The organism is Rubripirellula amarantea, assembly GCF_007859865.1.
Lineage (GTDB): Bacteria > Planctomycetota > Planctomycetia > Pirellulales > Pirellulaceae > Rubripirellula > Rubripirellula amarantea.
Map to the genome: position 1 here is coordinate 1,960,227 of NZ_SJPI01000001.1, position 17,018 is coordinate 1,977,244.

Here is a 17,018-nt window from a genome sequence, read left to right on the forward strand (position 1 = left end):
GGTGCAAATCAAACTATGCGAACATGAACCAAAACGCACCGGCGACGGCTGATGCGGCAACCAAGCCTGTGGCGATGCGGGCTCGCCAGACCCAAACGTGGGCCATGAACCGTCCGAGTCCTGCTTCGGGCTCTTCAAAAGTATGGAGCCGTTCCATGTATTGACCAATGGCGGCATCAATTTCAGCTTCCGTTACATTGTCGCCCGACATTCGAGCAGTTCGCATTAGCTTCGCACGAAGATTGGCTCGCAAGTCATCACGCCGAAACATCTCCTCAGCCGACTGCCGGTTCTCTCGCATTTCCCTCGCCACATCCATCACTCGCAACGTCTCTTGCAGCGTCAAGTTTTCGAGCGGATGTTGGATCTCTCGCGATATTGGCGAAGGGGTTGCCAAAGTGTCTCGCTGGGGCGCCGGGGCTTGTTGAGCGGATTGCTGGGGCATGATGAGGTAGTTTCCGAAGGGGAAATCGGTTCGCGGAACGCTTCTTCTTATCTTAACCTGCGCTCCTGACCAACCACGCAGGGGACACAGGTGAAGGTGAATTCTGGTCTCGCGAGCTGGCATGATTGCAGCGAAGCCAGTGAAGCGCTACGATTAAAGCATCGCTCAGAAGTAAATAAGAGCCCACTAATCAACGAAAAAGACCGTCATGTCCAAACAAGCTCAGGCATCTGCTCCCGCCGTCACCCAGACGGAAACCCGTGACACGAAGTCCATGAAAAAGTACCTCGATCGCGCGATGGTGGTGCTCAAGAAGTTCGGTGTCGACAGCAAGAACACCGCTCCGCAGGAGTTGATCGGATTGTTGGAAAGCGTCAAGCACCTCGACGAAGCCAAGGTGCTTGCAATCGCCGATGTGATTCAACACATGAGTTCGTTCAATGCTCTCGTTCGCGAAAATGTCGAAAGCATCAAGATTGGGGATCGGTACATGGACATTGCACAAATGTTCGATTCGGTCCGCGAAGACAGCAAACGCCTTATCGCTCAGCTCGACGATGGGAAGATTAGCGGGACGGAAAAGGTTTCCAATTGGTGGATGAAGATGCGACGCGGCACACCCAGCGAGCGTTTTGAAAGCATCGTCGAAACCTACAGCGATGTTGCTAAGGACACGAAGCAGGCGTTGCAGAGCGAAGAAATGATCATGGAAGGCTACATTGACTTCCGCTTTGCCCTGAAGGAGGCCGAGGTGCTGGCGCGAGAACTGCTCGACACCCACGCGCCGATTCTGGAAGCCGCTAAGAATGCGCTAGCTAGTTCTCAAACTGCACTCGATGAGTACACCGGGACTGACGAAGGCGGAAAGAGCCAATTGGAATTGCGACGCGACGAAGCACGTCACAACTTTGAGAAGGAAGACGAGACCTACCAATTGCTCAAAGATATCGCCGAGAACTTAGAGATCGGCTATGACGTCGGTGAGACGCTGATTACCAAGCTGAAGCAAACCCACGACGTCAAAGAACGAGTGTATCGACGCGCTGTCACATTCTTCACAACCAATGAGCACGTATTTACGATTTTGGGAACTGTCTACACCAGCCAGCATGGCTTGCATGAGGTCACGCAAGCGACCGAGGCAATGAAAGACGGCGTCAATAAAGGACTTGAGGACGTTGCCGAACTCGGTCGTGAACTTGAACGCGCTGCTCTCAAGGCAGGTTATGGAAGCACGATTAACCCCGAATCGGTTCAGAAATTGGTTGATGCGATCAGCGGTTTTCAAATCGAATCTCTGGAAATGATCGCAGAGCTTCGTAAGGAGTCCGAAGAATCAACCAAGGCAATCCGGAAATCGGTTGAGGACGGCAAACGCAAGTATCAAGAAACATTGGCCAAGCACGCTCGGGGCGATTCCCTAAGCTAACGTCTCAAGCAACGTCCTAGTCGTCATACGACCAAACCCGGACGGGGCATCGTGAACGATCCATGCGTGGTTTGGGATATGCATGGTTTGGGATATGCATGATTTAGCCCAATGAGATTCAGGCCTGCTGTGACCTGCATGCAATCCAGGCCTGGGGCGTATCCGATTCGTTTGCTGCGGGGGTATCGCCACAGCGAGCAGACAAAGAGTCAGCCGGTTGGAGCTTTGCAGCATGAGGCTAGCCCCACCACCGCATGCCACAAAGCTCCATTTGGCTAAATGGACACAGCTTCCCTAGCGTGAACGGACTTCGCCACGCGATTTTGGCGACGAGAAATGTTCGAGTGACGCTTCAAGACAGACCAATGATTCGCTAAGCCACGCGCCAAACGCTTCCATATCGGTCTGGCGAAGAGTGCCAATCACTTCAAGCCATTGGTCGGCATTAGGCTTTAGGCCTTTGCCGAATGGGTTAGGTTCAGATGGGGTGCGGGTTTCGTTAGAAGTGATCATCGGAGTGCGCTCCGTTGGCTGGGCAGTCCATTGCGGTGGTTAAACAAACGAAACCCCGTGCGGGTGGGATTCAGTTTGGTGACAGAAGGTTTTCTCGTAAGACCCTTATGCCGGCTCCTAGGTTCATAGCAACCGATATGCCAATTGCCAGTGATTCCAAGGTCGAGATGTCGCAAGTCCTTGATTCGAAACGATTTAGGGAAAGTGAGGTTTTGCTAGAGAAATCGAGTGTGCTGCACAAATGACACGTTAACGTCGTCCATTGCCAACGCGACAGGCACCTATGGTGCAATATCGTCCAAGTGCGCTGCTGTAAATCAAGCATATCTCAAGATCTTGCAATTAAAGACTGAAATTTACGCGTTAGAGGGTTTTAGCTAGGCGTTGTGTCCCGTTGTGGCGTTTGGGGGCGGGGGGTTGGACACTTGGCCCGTGCTGCATTCTGTGGCGATGGGGAACGGACACTGATTTAGCCTTTACCAGAATTTTTCCTGCGACATCCAAGATTTGCGTTTGGGCTGCGAATGGTTAGTTGTTCAGCGAGCGGTCGATCACCCGGGCCGCCGCCTAGCCCATGTTGAAATTCAAATCAGCAGGCTTCATGCGTTACCGGGGTACTTTGGCCCAAATTTGAAGTGGGAACCTGAAAATGCTTAAGAAAATGATCCTTGCCGGTGGAGCCGTGGCATTACTGTCGAGCATGACGCTCGGAACACCTTTGTTTAGCTATGCCCGTTGTGGTGCGAGTTGGCTGAAGAACTCGGCGAGTGATTCGATGCCGCTCGAGTGGGAGCTCAAGCGGGCTCGTCAAATGATTGCTGACCTCAAGCCAGAGATCGAAACCAACGCGAAGCGTATTGCTCGTGAAAAGGTCGACCTGGTGCACCTAAAAGATCAGCTTAGTGAAACAAGGGAACGATTGGCAAAAACGCAAGACGACATCGAGCGTCTTAGCAGTGACCTTCGCGGCGAGAAGGACTACTACACCTATGCCGGTCGAACTTACACGTCGACCCAGGTGAAGAGTGATTTGGGTAATCGTTTCAAGCGATTCAAGACTCGCCAAGCAACTGCTGAGAAACTTGAGCAGATGTTGACCGCACGTGAGCAATCGCTCAACGCCGCCCATGCACGCATGGACGCGATGTTGGGCGCTAAGCGTCAACTCGAGGTAGAGGTGGAAAACCTACAGGCTCGTCTTGGGGCTCTTCGCGTCGCACAAACGACCAGCGAACTGAATCTTGACGATAGCCAACTCGCACGCACTCGTGACTTGCTCGACGAAATTGCCACTCGGATTGACGTCGAAGAAGAAACCATGAGTGTTGACGTTGAGTACTTTGGTGAGATCGACTTGAATGAACCGAGCGAAGAAGACTTGCTTGACGAAATCACGACGTATTTCAACCGTCCAGTCGGCGAACACTCGGAAGCTTTGGTTTCGATTCAACTCGACTGAGCAAATGAAGTCGCGATTGTTCAAGCGATGCGTATTGCTCTTCCTAATTAGTCAGGCGATATCACACGGTGGTATCGCCTGATTTTCCGCTGTCGAAACCTCCAACAAAAATTGTCGTTGTGTCCCAGCCATCAGATTCCACAAACGAAACAGATCGCCCTAAGCGATGGAAGATGTGGGTGGATGGTTGCGGTGGCTTCTTGGTGATCGAGGGTTCGAAGGTACGTGTCGGCGGCGGTGCGTCCCCAGAACACTGTGATGTTTGCATACGAGCTGACCTACCAAGGACCGCCGGCGTCATTCATCGCGAGGGGGAAGACTATTTTTGGCAGGGTGCTGGGCAACCGTCGAGCACCCGAATTTGGATCAAGTCAGGAACGGTGATGGGAGGTCGCGATGCCACGGGGCTGGGATCGGCCAGCTTAATCATGTCGCTGCCGTCACCATTGAGTCGGACGGCGGTGCTAAACCTAAAGCCGCCGCATCGCTTTGGCGAACACGTCGATGCGGTTCTATTGGTTGAAGGAGCCGTGTTGATCGGTCCCACGTCCGATTGCCATGTACGAGTCCGTCACGAAGATTCCGCCGCGACGCTGGTTCGCCGCGACGATACTTGGGCAATCCGATCGGGAATTGACGGAGCGTGGGAGAAAGTGCAGGCGAATGAGTCGGTCGTGGTCGGCTCGCTATCCCTGTTGTTGGAATCCGCTTAACTTCGTTAGCCACCAGTGCCATTACGGACGCAAATGAAATGTCATCCAAACGACGATTCCCACCGGTGGGCAGAATGTTTTTCGCATTAAAAAACGAACCTTCCTTGAACGTCGCGCCCCGAGATCGGGACGGTTTGGGCCCTTTAGGTGGTGTCAATTCTTTAGGCGAAACCAAAGCCGAAGGAAAAAGGCCTTTTCTGGACGGAGTTCTCGATAAACTAAGACGAAAGCAGCCCGATCAAGTTATGCAAAATGGTTCGCTTGAATTTTCGCTCGACGGTGACCTGGACGTCATTCCCGGCGAGCGGAGTTTGTCGTCGACGCAAGTTCTAGGAACCCAGTACCCTCCTGCTATGCAATTCACTTATTCAGCCGGATCGAAACCTCTGCCGCGGTATACCGTGCGGCGAGGCATCGGTGTGGGTGGTTTTGGCGAGGTGTATTTTGCGGTTTCGGATTCCGGCAAAGAGGTCGCTCTGAAACGTATCCAGCGAAATCTTGAAGTGGAACTTCGGGGTGTCTCGCATTGCTTGAACTTAAAGCATCCCAACTTGGTGTCTTTGTTCGACGTGTGTCAGGACGATGACGAGCAATGGTGGGTCGTGATGGAATACGTTGCTGGCTTGAACCTGCGGCAAGTACTCGACGATCATCCCAATGGTTTGCCACTCGACGAAGTCAATCGCTGGTTTTCCGCAATTGCTGCTGGCGTAGGGCATCTGCATACGTCGGGACTTGTCCACCGCGATATCAAACCGGGTAACGTCTTTGACGACCTCGGCATTGTCAAAGTGGGTGACTACGGACTAAGCAAGTTCATCTCGGCTACCCATCGCGGTGGTCACACCGAAAGCGTGGGCACGTTCCACTACATGGCGCCTGAGATTGGCCGGGGGCAATACGGCCGCGAAATTGATATCTATGCACTCGGCATATTGCTATACGAGTTGCTGACAGGCACCGTTCCCTTTGACGGCGAGAGTTGTCATGAGATCATTGTGAAGCATCTAACTGCGACGCCTGATCTAAGCGATGTGGCCGAACCTTACCGCTCGACGATCGCGAAGTGTCTTGAAAAAGATCCGAGCCGCCGGTTTTCAAATGTTGATGCGATGCTCTCTTCCATTGGACTGACTCAACCGTCCTTTGCTGGTACCAGCGCGGTCGCGATGCCGATCATGGCGAGCCTTGTCGGACAAAAGGATCGACCGCTTCCGCAAATGTCGCCGGCGACGCCCTTTTCATCTGGAACAACCGACTCAATCCAATCTGTTACGCCCGTCCAAAGTAAGCCGATCCCTACGGTCGACGAACCGCTTGCCCGCGCTTTGCGAACGAGCTTTAGCGATCTAGGGCAATGGTGGCGTACGCTTGATCGTTCGCCCGGTGCCAAAGCGTTTACCGTTGCGGCAGGCATCATTGTGGTGCTGATCAATACCCATTGGTTGCTGCCGTTTCTATCAGTGGTGGCGGTGGTTTACGTGCCGTACTACGTCGTGAGACAAATGGTTCTTCACGTGCGCCAACAGCCCTCTTACGCACAAGCGCAGCGTATTGCTACCGCCAATGGCGTTCCCGTACGTGCGCTAAGCAAGAGTCAGTGGCGTCATCATGTTCGTTCGCAGCTTCGGGCTAAGCATTCCGTTCACCGAATCGCCGAGCTCAACACATCTTGGATCGCGACCATCTTTACCGTTTCGATGCTAGGTTTGATTGCTGGTATTGTTGGGCTTCGCACGGGGCCAATAACACCCATGACGATCGCCCCTTACGGTTTCGTTGCCGCAGTGGTGTTACTTGCTTCGGTTAGTCTGTTGGGTCTAGGCAAATTGTGGGAACGAGAGGACGGCGAAGGGTTGACTCGTCGCTTGGTGCTATCCGGTGTAGGAGCCGCGATCGGTTTTGCCGCGTATTCGCTTAATCAATTCTTGATGTTGCCCGTTGATCAGGGTTTGATCCGCGACGTGGATGCTTCAGCACTCCCACAAGCACTTTACTCGCCGGATGGCGTTCCCACGGTTGCCGCGATGATGGCTCACTTTGCATTGCTGTTTGCTGCTTTGCGTTGGTGGAAGCCTATCGATCCGATTCGTCGCACGAGACTAAGCTTGTGGGCTGTTGCAGTCGCCGTCGTGGGCGAATGGGCCGTGCACCAGATGTTACCCATTCCGCAACCTACCGGCATGTTGATCGCAGGTGGGATCGCGATCGCAGTCCAAATGTCAGCACCTTGGATTAACCCTAAAGCGACGGACCAGAAGCTTGGCCCGCGAGTGGCACCGGCGGGCGATTGGGCCGCGGTCAATGAAACGAACCAGCAACGAGACTACGTGGGATCGGGAGGTGCCGTATGAGTGCTTTAAGTAATATGACTTGGTGGTTGGGAACAAGCGGCGCTTGGGTGATGCTCGCGATAGCAGCACCAGCGATAACAGCACCAGCTCGGGCCGATGAAGCTCGTGATGAAGTGGTGCAACAGTCCGACACGGTTTCGGATGGTTCCATTTCGGAATCAAGCGGTTCCACACTGGTCGATTCCGAGCAGAGCGATTCTAACCAAGTTGATTCTGACTTGGCGGAATCGGTGTCAAAATCTGGCGAGCTCTCAGTGCCACCTCTTGATCACGTTGAATATCCTTCATCGCGTCCGGATTGGGTGAGTAACAAGCCTGATTTTTCAAGCAGCAGTGACACCATCGTCGTTGTGGCCGGGCCGTGTGAAACGAAGGAAGAATGTTTAGAAGAACTGCGTTGGATGCAGCGAGCAGCCATCACTACGTATATCGCTCGCCTGGTTGAACAAGCTGGCGGAGCAGACTTCTACACGTTCTCGGATGAAGAGGTCGCCGGTAATTTGGTGGCTCGCCAGTACGTTGGTCAGGTGACCGCGGGTGGCTCACCCAAGTACGAACACGCGGTGGAATTGCGGTTTGATCCGAAGGTTAAACGCGACATTATCGATGCTTGGAAGAATCAGGAAGTGGGCGACCGTTTAAGCGCACTTGGCGCGGTGACATCGCTCGGGGCCGTTTTGCTGCTGTGTTCGGGTGGATTGATCGGCATCGCCAGTCGCCGAGTGTCTAAGCGAGAGAATGCCGCAAGCTAACTCGGGCAGCGGTTTGCTTGCTGAGTTGTCGAGGAAAAAGAGACGTCTACGCGGCCGATTTTACTCAGGCTGCCGTGGTTAGTGTCCGGTTCCCGGAGGCTATTTTTATTTGGCGTTCCCACGCGAATTCGATCGGTATCATTGCGCCCTCAAACTTCAACGCAGAAGAAGTTTAAGCCGGTGTGGCTGGATGACCGCTACAATGAACACTCGTGATTGAGTGATTTTGCGGTGATTCCTAGCGATTCCCAAGAGGATAGGTGCGATGCGACTGACCAAATTGATGCCGGGTAAGACGTTCGCTTGTACGTTGCTGGTGTTGGCCGCTACTTCGATGACCGAAATGCCAAGTCGCGTTCACGCTCAAACCTTCGACTTCGTTGACGCCTCGGGTGTGCCGACGGCGAAGATCGAATTGGGGCGAGGTCGTTTGATCGTCTACGAGCACACGGGAGAACGAATTTATTTCAGTCGTGACTCTCGATACGACTCTGTTGGCGGCGGGTACTTGGGTTACTACAACCCAGATCTCAATCGCGTGATGCGGTTTCCTCGTTCAGGTGTAGGTCCGCTGCAGGTCGCTGATTTTGACGATCCGTTTCCTCGGTACACAACCACGATTCGATCATTGCGTCGAGCCAGACCGGGGAAAGGTGGGATTGCCATCCCGCGCCCCGGTTTTGTGCCGGCGCCGTCCTTGGGCGCAAGCGCGCCAGGATGGGGTGGTCCGTTTTATCCACCCACCTTTGGCGTTTACCCAGGCTTGGATCCCTACGGTGCTGCGTTCCCACCATCTAATGGTTTGGGCTATGGTCCTATCGCCCGACCACCTCAGTCGGTAGTGCTGGATTCGAAGATTGTTTCCGGGCCTCCGTTGTCACCTGCTCGTGTGTCGTTCGTCAATGACGGGCCTCGACCGGTCGAAGTTGCGATCGTAGATCGGAAAGAGCCCAGCAAACAACGGGCGTTTCTTTTGGCTCCAAGGCAATCGCAACAAGTGACATTGGAACGCGATCCCACACAGACTCGCATACAAAACGTTCGTGTGGTCACCCTAGATGGTGATGCGATTACCAAAGAAATAACCAGCGAGTTGTCGCCATCGGACCGGTACGAGGTGGTCGTCCGCGAACAGCAAATTCAGTCGATTGCCATCGATCGCACACCGGGTGGCAACAATGCGATTGAAGACATCAACTTCTCGGGGAAGGGTCTAGGTCGATTTCTATTGCCGCCGGGCGATGAGTTGCAATCAGGAACGATCCAGGTCTACTCGGCTGCTAAGTCGCAAGGCAACGCCAATACCGTGTCGCCGATTTTGGCAGAGGAGGACTATCGTGACCAATCATCGCCATTGGAACGCGTCCTTCGCGATGCACAACGATCCGACTAGTTTCAGTCCGCGTTTTCATTCCGAATCGAACGTAGTGGCTTTGATCGAAATGGGTTTCAGGGCTTCGGCGAACTCATCGACAACATAGTACTGATCCACATCTACGTCGCGAAAAACCTGGGTGTGTTTGGAGGTAGGCCAATAGACTTCGATTTCGTCAACCTTGATGGCGGATCCAACCCCGATCTCTTGGCGGAACGAATGACTGCCGAAGCTGCTGCCACTGCTAATCCAGCGGTACACTGACCGGGTTTTGGCTGGCTCACCATCTCGGAACGTCAAGCGAACCCGGGCACCGATTGCGTTGCGGTTGGACTTCTCACCGATCAACCGAAGCTTAATCGAATGGTTTCCAAAGCCGGGATTTTCAAACAACGCATTTTGGAAACCATCACCCGCATAGGCCCCGCCCAGTTCGGCAAAGACATCTTGATCGCCGTCGTTATCGAAATCAGCAAACGCGATCGCATGACCTTTTTGCAAATGCGAGAACCCACCAGGGATCGATACGTCGGCAAAGTTCTTTCCGGCTTGGTTAAGGTACATCACGTTGGGCATCAGGCCTTCAACGGCAGGATATCCCGTACCAAGGTAGATGTCCAAGAATCCGTCGTTGTTCAGATCGCCAAAGTTACACCCCATGGTTTGAGTCGCGTTAACGAAGCCTCGTTGAAGCCCCACGCTTTGGAAAGTTCCATCGCCCTTGCCTTCGTACAACGCATCGTAAGTTCCTTCGGCATCGGGAACAAAATAGTCGGCCGTTACATTCTCGATGCCTTCTAGGTAGCCCGGGCAATACAGATCTAGCTGTCCATCGTTGTTGTAATCCCAAAACCAAACCGCGAAGGAAGCCTTGGGGTCAGCTACGCCAGCTTGTTGAGTGATTTCGCTAAAAGAATTCCCACCTTCGTTCTTGAACAGGCGGTTGGGGGCCATGTAGTTGCTTTCGTACCATTCTGGAAATCCGTCGCCATCAATATCAGCCCACGCCACCGCTTTGGTGAATGCTTTGCCCGATAGGCCCTTAACCGCAGCGACATCGCGAAACGAGCCCGCGCCGTCGTTTTCAAAGAGTTGGTTGGGGTGAGCTTCGTTGCCAACGAGAAGGTCCAAGTCACCATCGTTGTCATAGTCAGCCCAGGCACCGGTTTGCGTCGGAAAGTCTAGTGAGTTGCCATCTGAATCCTCGCCCGCCAGCCCCACGTCGAAAGTCACGTCCGTGAATACCCCATTCCCATCGTTTTCCAACAACGAGTTGGGATGGAATCCGTATTGACGAAGCCATGCGCCCCGAAGCACCAAGACATCTTCATCACCGTCGTTGTCGTAGTCAGCTTGCACCAAGTTAAGTCCACCGAAGATTCCGTTTAAATTCGATGCTTCGGTTTGATCCTCGAACGTACCATCACCCATATTGCGGAAGAATCGAATTTGTCCCTTGGTACTCCACTCGGAAACCATAATGTCAGTGTCGTGATCGCCATCAAAATCCTCGGCAATTACACCGCCCGACAACGAGAGCGTGTCGAGTCCCATAGGCAGGGCAATGTTGCGAAAGCGAGGGAAGTCAATTGACGCGGTTAGACGCTCTTTGGGGATGCGATAGAGTTCGGGAACGCCATCAGGAAAAGTTCCCAGGGTCATGTGAGCGATATTGAGTAGCCAAATTGCCGTCAAGTTGTCAGGTTCGAAGCTGAGCGTTTGCTTCAGGTACTCGGCGGCTAATGTCGAACCCTCTTTACGAATGTGAATCCCTTTGCCCGAGATCGGAAACAGGCAACCTTCGCCTTCCTGGCAATGAACGCAATTTTCGTTTTCTGCTTTTCGCAATGCGGCGACCCCTTTGGCAAGGAAGTACTTGGCTTCGAACTCGGCCAGTTTGGCCGGGTGGACCTTGCCTCGAAGCGAAGCGAAAATAGGGTCCGCGACCGCTAGCGTTTCTAAAGCTTTGTCAGGTCTGCCGATCAGCGTCAATTCGCGTCCCACGCGGTGGATCGCGTGCAGCATTGCGATGATGTCTTTCTTTGCCCTGGCTTGGTCGAATTCTTGTCTCGCCAACTTAAGAGACGCGGGTCCATAGAGAGGCACGTTCTGGTGCTCTCGATCGATCTCTTGCAATCGCTCCCGCATGCGATCGTGACTTGATAGCGGTTCATCCGCATGGACCGATGCAAAGATCGCGAAGAGCGAAAGCGCAGCTACCAGTGTCTTCGTAGTCGACATCATTACTCTTAGGGAGAATTGGAACCAGCGGTAATTCCCGCATCGCTGGAATGAGATGGATCGTTGGAACGAGATAGATCGCTGGGATGAGATAGATCGCTGGGATGAGATTCAGGCGAAAATGCAAACGGTGCTCCGCCCAAGATCTGCTCGCTCGAAATCGTTGGGCAAACAGTCTGTTCGATATATTCGATCACGCGACGTGTTCCTTCGGCGTGGGAAACGAACGGCCATGATCTCGGATTGTACATCGCATCGGTCAGGTCGCGCATCAGGACCACGTCAACGCCATTCTTTTTCAATTGCCGGAGGCCAAACGGTCGTCCCAGCACACACATATTGGTGTGCACGCCCACCAAGATTACATGGTCGATTTCGTGTTTTTTTAGGATAGCCCAGACGACGTCGCCTTTGTCGGAAATGTAGTCCCGATCGGCATCAATGCTGAGGCCATCGTGTTGCTTGGTCCAAGGCTTTTTAGGATCCAGGCCTTTGGACTTTAGTTTTTGAGCCCACGCTTCGTGCTCTTCAACAGTGTCGTCTTCGCCACCGTCGGTTTGGTCGACGGGATACTTTACTTTCGATTCGGAATCAATCTTATAGCACCACGATTGGATGTCAGCAGGCGAATCAACCGTAGGAATGTTGGATGTGCGAAGGAACGCCGGATGATCGGTGTAATACCCAACACAATCACTGGGAGCGTGAATGATCGTCGCACCTCGGTCTCGAAGATTCGTCAGCAACGATTCCATTCGAGGAAGCATCTGTTCGACTCTCTGAACGGCTCGATAGCAATGATGCAGATCCCACATGTCGCACACGATCACGGCGGTGTGTCTGGCGTCCCATGTTTCGGGAGTTTCCAGAACTTGAGACTCGGTGTCATCGGTCGAAACGGATCGCGATCGTTCAATCACTTCGATCTTGGAACTTGGCGCTTCACCACTTGCGTTTACAGATGTGGCGCAGAACAACCAAGCCATGGTCAAGATGAACGATATCTGCGATTTAAATTGGATTGGGATCATCACTACTATGCCTTTCGGATGAAGTCGGCCGCGTAACTGCGGACTTCGCTTCCATTGAGGACGTGGACTAGTCGGAGTTGTTGAACTTGTTCGTCGCTGAACGAACTCAACGGAACATGAATCAGATGCTTCTTGTGCCGTCGCGCCAGTTTGCGAAATCCGTTGCCCGGCGGAAGCGATGATAGGATGGCGATTTGGCGACTTTTGCTGTGCAGGCATGCTGCAGCGATCAATCGCTCTTCGAGAGTTTCGGTATAGTCGAGTCGAGAATCGGACCAGATGTCACGAATCGCCACCGGCGGAAACAAGAACATCGCGCCTCCGTAGACGCTCATGCCGATTCCCGGGCCGACCATTTGTTCCTGAAAATTCGTCGCAAAGAATGCCAACGTGGATTCGCTTTTGTGTTCAGCAAACCAAGTCGTACGCCACGGATAGTCACGCGGGTCAGCAGGGCTGTCGAAAAGCATAACGCAAGCATCGAGCGTGCCGCGACTTGGCGGAATCACCTTGACGTAAATTTGCTTCTCATGCCAATGCCTGAGCGTGTCGCGAATATCGATCCCGTCTTTCACGCTCGTGGTGAACTTCTCGGTTTGCGCCAAGTCATTGCCCATGACAGCTTTGGCCCGATCAAAAACTCGCGTACGAAAGTCTTCAATGCGATCGTCTTCGGGGGGATAGCTGCATTGGCTGTAAGGATTCCATCGGTGTTTCCAGGCATCCTTTTCAACTTCGTTGGGGCGGCGTTGCAGTTCTAATGTGCACCACGAAATCGGCGGACCTGGTAAGCGACTTACTAAGGATACGGTTTCCCCATCGGGTAATCGGGCTTGGTCAATTCCCAGCGTGGCCTTGGGTAAATTAAGATCGGCCGTAGCGACCTGACCATAGGCGTACTCGTTCGCACGCTCGGCCACATGCAGAGCAAACTGATCGCCAAAGATTTGTTTGGCCGCGGTGACAATCGTGATCAAGTCCGGTGTCATCCGGCGATGAATCAACGATAGGTTGCGGATGTATTGCAAGCACTTGGACAACAAAAGAGGAGTGATTCGTCGAGCGCGATTGCCGAGTTCGGCCTGGTAGGATGTGCGAGCGGCGATCAGCAGTTCTTTGACTCCGTCGATTTGCAAGTCATCGTCTTCTTCCAGTTCCGCGCGAGCACGTTCGTAGAGGCCAGTGATGAAAGGAAGCTCGCCAAACAGAAACAGCAGCGTTCGCGGATCGACACCGTAGCGTTGTGGTTCTTCCACAAGGTCATGTTCAGGACGTTCGACGATAGCGGCAGCATCAGAGTGTTGCTTGGTTGCTTCCAATGCCCTGATCTGGGTGTACGCTTCGCGAATCCACGGCCAATGCAGCACGCTAGTGACCAGCAGAATCCGTTTGTGTTTTTGTTCCAACTCGCGAAGACGCCATGCCATGTGAATCATGCGATCCCGGGTTTGGGGATCATGAGGGCGCGTGATGTGGGGAAGCACCGCAGCAGCAAATTTTTCGGGGGCAACGCGACGAACCGCAAACGGGTCCGGCATCACGGTCGCATAGGGTTTGAATTGATCCGTTTCTAAATCGATATATTCACGGTGGATATGTTCGCCCATCGCCGCGCGGATCGCCATGATCACGCTTTGGCAAGGGTCAACCGGAACATAGCTGACGACGTCCAGTTCATCATCTTCTTCACCATCATCAGCGTCAGGATCCCAGGACGTAGGGCTCCATTGGCCAGCCGATTCGAATTTTGCACTCGGGCTTTGAACCACGATGGAGGGGGATGGTAGTTGCAGGACCGCTTCTTCGACAGGAATACGGAACGAGTCTGGCAAGGGAATCGCCACGCAGTCGTACTCTTCCTCGAGCAGCCAGCGGCGCGTGGTCAACGCGAACTGCCCGCTGCCATGAATCACCGGCAAGATTGCGATCGAGTCACCGATTCTTAGCAATTCGGGTACTGGCGACGTTTTTTCAAAAGTCATGGAGATCGCTCTTTTCTAAGAGGCCAAGCATTTCTATATTCGTTGTCCATCGGAGTCGTGATTCTCATTGTCGTGGTCGTCACCAACTACATTTTTGACTTCCTCGGTTGTCGCTTGGCAGCCGAACGGCCGATTACCGATACTCATCTCTGTTCATTGCAGCGACTTGATTCGCCGCCAAAAAACTTATTCTACGCTAAACGCCGACCTCAATTGAGGCCGGCGTTTTGTATTTCCCAAGAACGTTCAACGTCGCCCAGGCTTTGGCGGGTTTAAGCGAGTCGACTTCTAGAAAAGGCAGTGACTAGTGCGATGCGAGGAACGCTAGGGTGCGTTCGATAACGGCGGTATCGCTCATTAGAAAGCTGTGGAGAACAGGGAACGTCTCGATACCCTCAGCCCCGTCAAGTTGGGCTTCATCCAAGCTGACCACAAAGTCGCCCGACCCATCGACCAGTGGATTCTTAATTTTGCTATCCGAGACATCGCCAGCGATAATCAGAAACGGAAACGGGGGCGTCGCGAGCTTGGCTGAAAAGTCTTCCCAGTCCGGTCCCAGTTCTAAGCCGCCGGTACCTGTGATCCATCCATAAAGCTTGGTGGGAGCGAGTCGGCGTGCAATGGCGGCACCTTGGTTAGGCGGGCCGAGCATCACCATGCTACGACAACGGGGCAAGATACCGGTGGAATCACCATCACGCTCTAGATCGCCCAACAAATGTCGAACCACTATGTTACCCATGCTATGGCCGACGAAACTGAATTGAGTGGTCGCGTCTTGTTCCTCGAGAACCTCGCGAAGTGCTGCGGCATGCTCGCCAATCGAACAGCGTGTGCTCGCATACGAAAACCGAATCGTGCGGACGTCAGGATGGTCGTCGCCCGCCAAAATTTCGTTTTCCAGCGACTTCATGCAATTGCGAGTTCGCATCAAACCATGCAGCATCACGATCGCATGCGAGGAAGCGTGAGTGCTAGAGCCAACAAGTTTGGGTCGAATTTCGTCTAATTTGCGTTGGCATGCTTCACGATCACCCCAAGCTTGCCGCACGTTGTCCGCGTCAAGCAAACGCCAATGTCCTGTGAATGCGTGCTGCTGAATCCGATAGCCATCCCGATCGCAATGGTCGGTCCAAAGCTGAGTTCCGCCTGTCGTTTTGATGGGAATGTTGAAGCGTGAATTCATGAGTTCGGCTGATTCATCGGTGGCGAGAGCCTTCGGAGCCACGTCGGTCGGCAAGAAAAGGGCGAGGGCCACTAGCAGAACGTAGAAACGGTTTGACATCAAGAAACACGCGATTGGCTGAAGGAGTATTAGCGGGGGCGTTGAGGATAGGTGGAAATTTTCCCTGCCCTAACGGAACTAGGGCCCGTCGTTTCCGCGCCGGTGCGCGCCGCGAGTGAAGATTTTTGCGAATTGTTTCCGCTCGTCTCGTTTTCGTGAGTCTCGTTTTCCTTAGTCTCGTTTTCCTTAGTCATGGGGAGCGACGATTAGATTCAAAAATTCATCCTCGCCCACGATCTCGATCGCTTTACCAGATTGCTGAAGGTAGCGAGCTGTTTCCTCCTTCAAGCTGATGCTGTTTTTGTTTCCGGACGGCATGGAAGCGGATCGGCCCACGATCAAGTAGTCGATCTGATCGCCCACTTCGGAATGGCATGTTCCGCCAAGCCGAGCGGCGAGTTCCTCGGCCTGTTGTCGGTCGAAGTGTTTCAGCTTTCCCGTGAATACAATCCGCTTGCCATGAAGGGGGCGGATGAATTCGGCTCGGATCATCAAACGTTGCAGGTCGAATATTGGAATCGACTTAGAAGGTTGCGCCGTCACATCGGGTGGCGATGGGGTCGCGCGGCGTCTTGAACGACGACTCGTAGGACCGCGATAGCCCCAGTCACCCGCGCTGCCTCGCGTTAACTTCAATCGCGATTCCAGGTCCTCGAGCGATGTTGCCTCTTGGTCGATTCCCGCTGCCAAAAGAATCTTGGCGCAAGCGATCGAATCTTCCAACGCATCGTGGTGCCGAAACCGAACCCCCAACCAATCCGAAAGCGGCTTGAGGCCGAACTGCTTTCGGTGAGGCCACGTTCGTCGAGCGATTGCCCGCGTGCATGTGAACTGAAATTCGGGAATGGATTTATGGTGAGTTTGCAAGCATGCTTTCAAAACCCCAATGTCAAAGCTCGCATTGTGAGCCACGATGCAGTCGTCGCCGATCTTCGCAGCAATGTCGTCCCATAGATCGCCGAACTCACTTTCATCGCGGACTTGTGCTGGCGATATTCCGTGGATGCGGATATTCGATGGACTGAACGAAAGCGGGCGAGGACGGATCATCCACATCGCTTGATCGACGATCTGCCCTCCTCGAACGATGACTGCCGCAAGCTGGCACGCGCTGTCAGGTCGCCGATTGGCCGTTTCGAAGTCAATCGCGGTGAAATCGGCGGAAAAAGCCATGTCTTAAGCTTCAGAAGGGGGGCATAAGGGCAAGAGCAGCGCCAGCCTCGCTTTCTTGTTGTCCCGGGTCTGGCCGGTGCTTATTCTAGGGCGATTCATTTGATTGGGCAATTTGCCCGTTGTCTACTTCGGGAACGTCTACTTCGGTAACCCCTGAAGTCAGGCATGTGGCACGCAGGCGGTTTTAATTCTTGTGCGTGCTCTTTGCTTTTCCTGCGACGATCTTTCGTCATTCATCCGCATTCATTGTTGTACCTATGCCACGC

The 17,018-nt window shown here is 53.5% G+C and carries 13 protein-coding genes; 6 read left to right on the forward strand and 7 right to left on the reverse strand.

Features of this window, described 5'->3' with window-relative positions; all coding sequences use genetic code 11:
* Window positions 1-13 precede the first annotated feature (13 nt).
* A complete protein-coding gene (locus Pla22_RS07165) occupies window positions 14-445 on the reverse strand; it encodes a DUF6384 family protein (protein WP_146514002.1) in 432 nt (143 codons plus the stop codon).
* A 208-nt stretch (window positions 446-653) separates the two neighbouring features.
* Here Pla22_RS07165 and Pla22_RS07170 point away from each other — a divergent pair, with 208 nt between their 5' ends.
* On the forward strand, window positions 654-1,874 hold the full coding sequence (locus tag Pla22_RS07170) for a cell surface protein (RefSeq protein WP_146514003.1): 1,221 nt from the start codon (window positions 654-656) through the stop codon (window positions 1,872-1,874).
* Between the two features lie 294 nt (window positions 1,875-2,168).
* On the opposite strand, the gene Pla22_RS07175 is transcribed toward Pla22_RS07170, so the two are convergent.
* Window positions 2,169-2,387, reverse strand: a complete 219-nt coding sequence (locus tag Pla22_RS07175; RefSeq protein ID WP_146514004.1) for a hypothetical protein — start codon at window positions 2,385-2,387, stop codon at window positions 2,169-2,171.
* Window positions 2,388-3,036: 649 nt separating this feature from the next.
* Here Pla22_RS07175 and Pla22_RS07180 point away from each other — a divergent pair.
* The 5 genes from Pla22_RS07180 to Pla22_RS07200 all read left to right on the forward strand — a co-directional run bounded on the left by Pla22_RS07180 (window position 3,037) and on the right by Pla22_RS07200 (window position 9,058).
* Complete coding sequence (locus Pla22_RS07180; protein ID WP_146514005.1) at window positions 3,037-3,846, forward strand: hypothetical protein; 810 nt, start codon at window positions 3,037-3,039, stop codon at window positions 3,844-3,846.
* Window positions 3,847-3,965: 119 nt separating this feature from the next.
* Complete coding sequence (locus Pla22_RS07185; protein WP_146514006.1) at window positions 3,966-4,559, forward strand: hypothetical protein; 594 nt, start codon at window positions 3,966-3,968, stop codon at window positions 4,557-4,559.
* A gap of 104 nt (window positions 4,560-4,663) precedes the next feature.
* Window positions 4,664-6,913, forward strand: coding sequence for a serine/threonine-protein kinase (locus Pla22_RS07190; RefSeq protein WP_242631854.1), 2,250 nt, complete (start codon window positions 4,664-4,666; stop codon window positions 6,911-6,913).
* A complete protein-coding gene (locus Pla22_RS07195) occupies window positions 6,910-7,665 on the forward strand; it encodes a hypothetical protein (RefSeq protein ID WP_146514007.1) in 756 nt (251 codons plus the stop codon). Before Pla22_RS07190 ends, Pla22_RS07195 begins: the two co-directional genes overlap by 4 nt.
* A 265-nt stretch (window positions 7,666-7,930) precedes the next feature.
* The gene (locus tag Pla22_RS07200) at window positions 7,931-9,058 is read left to right on the forward strand and encodes a hypothetical protein (RefSeq protein WP_146514008.1); all 1,128 of its coding nucleotides are present in this window, start codon (window positions 7,931-7,933) and stop codon (window positions 9,056-9,058) included.
* A gap of 15 nt (window positions 9,059-9,073) precedes the next feature.
* On the opposite strand, the gene Pla22_RS07205 is transcribed toward Pla22_RS07200, so the two are convergent.
* From Pla22_RS07205 to Pla22_RS07225, 5 genes are all read right to left on the reverse strand, one after another.
* Window positions 9,074-11,284, reverse strand: a complete 2,211-nt coding sequence (locus Pla22_RS07205) for a CRTAC1 family protein (RefSeq protein WP_146514009.1) — start codon at window positions 11,282-11,284, stop codon at window positions 9,074-9,076.
* Between the two features lie 5 nt (window positions 11,285-11,289).
* Window positions 11,290-12,312, reverse strand: coding sequence for an isochorismatase family protein (locus Pla22_RS07210; protein WP_146514010.1), 1,023 nt, complete (start codon window positions 12,310-12,312; stop codon window positions 11,290-11,292).
* A 5-nt stretch (window positions 12,313-12,317) separates the two neighbouring features.
* A complete protein-coding gene (locus Pla22_RS07215; RefSeq protein WP_146514011.1) occupies window positions 12,318-14,294 on the reverse strand; it encodes a hypothetical protein in 1,977 nt (658 codons plus the stop codon).
* 304 nt (window positions 14,295-14,598) lie between these two features.
* The gene (locus Pla22_RS07220) at window positions 14,599-15,579 is read right to left on the reverse strand and encodes an esterase/lipase family protein (RefSeq protein ID WP_146514012.1); all 981 of its coding nucleotides are present in this window, start codon (window positions 15,577-15,579) and stop codon (window positions 14,599-14,601) included.
* 186 nt (window positions 15,580-15,765) lie between these two features.
* Entirely contained in the window at window positions 15,766-16,752 is a 987-nt protein-coding gene (locus Pla22_RS07225; protein WP_146514013.1) for an exonuclease domain-containing protein, read from the reverse strand.
* Window positions 16,753-17,018 lie beyond the last annotated feature (266 nt).